Genomic DNA, 953 nt, shown 5'->3' on the forward strand with positions numbered 1-953 from the left:
GGGCGATTTCCTATAAAGTGGCAATTTCATTTCTTCCTTGAATTATTTTACAGATAAGCAGGTTGAACAAATCCTTTCCCTTATTGTTGAACTTGAAAGCGATTTCATCTAAATAGCCCTGTAAATGTTCAGGGCTCACGCGGTGGTACTGGCCAACGATGGCTCTTTTTATAGTTGTCCAGAAGGAATCCAACCTGGAGGTGTTGTATTTCCCCGCGGTCATTATATTCTTTGAATGGTTTAAGGTAATGTGTTTGGCATGTGTCCTATGCAACATCCTGTAAGCCCCAAATCCATCTGTAACGACCTCACTGCTGGCATCTATGTGCCTGTCAAGAAGCGGTCTTATGGTCTTTGCATCCGCTTTGTCAATCACCATCACCTTTACACTTCCTTTTCGTTGCATCATTCCGAGTACAGGCTTTTTGTGTTCCATCCCACCAGGATAGATACCGAGCTCTTTTTTGTAGGACTTGCGCATGTTGGTCATACTCCCACCAAGATAACTTTCATCTACCTCGACAATGCCCTTTAACAACCCATCAGAACCGGACATGGCCTTACGTATACGTTTTTGCATGTACCATGCAGTATTCTTGTTTACATTGATATCACGTGAAAGCTGTAATGAAGAAATTCCCTTTTTGGCGTTGACGATTAGAAATATTGCCGCAAACCATTTGGGCAATGGTAATTTTGAGGCATGCATAATTGTACCGACTGTGACGCTGAATGAATGGTTGCAGTCCCTACATAAATATCTATGTGAGTCTTTTCTGTTGTGAATATGATGGCTTCCACAATTTGTACAGACTGGACCATCTGGCCAACGAATCGACTCAAGGTAGCTTATACAGGCTTCTTGAGTACCGAAACGTTGCGTGATTGAAAGTATTGATTGTTGTTCCATAATCATAATATAACCAATTTTTGCCATATTCTAGGAAATCGCC

At 41.7% G+C, this 953-nt stretch carries 1 protein-coding gene; it reads right to left on the bottom strand.

Annotated features, from left to right (window positions below; all coding sequences use genetic code 11):
* Positions 1–10 precede the first annotated feature (10 nt).
* Positions 11–937: an IS1595 family transposase gene (locus tag EM932_RS20705; protein ID WP_135879109.1), complete on the bottom strand. Its 927-nt coding sequence runs from the start codon at positions 935–937 to the stop codon at positions 11–13.
* Positions 938–953 lie beyond the last annotated feature (16 nt).

The organism is Flavivirga rizhaonensis (assembly GCF_004791695.1).
Taxonomy (GTDB): Bacteria; Bacteroidota; Bacteroidia; order Flavobacteriales; family Flavobacteriaceae; genus Flavivirga; species Flavivirga rizhaonensis.

Bases quoted from the DNA above. Each gene is read 5' to 3' on its own strand.
- EM932_RS20705 (WP_135879109.1), bottom strand. From the start codon at position 937: ATGGCAAAAATTGGTTATATTATGATTATGGAACAACAATCAATACTT.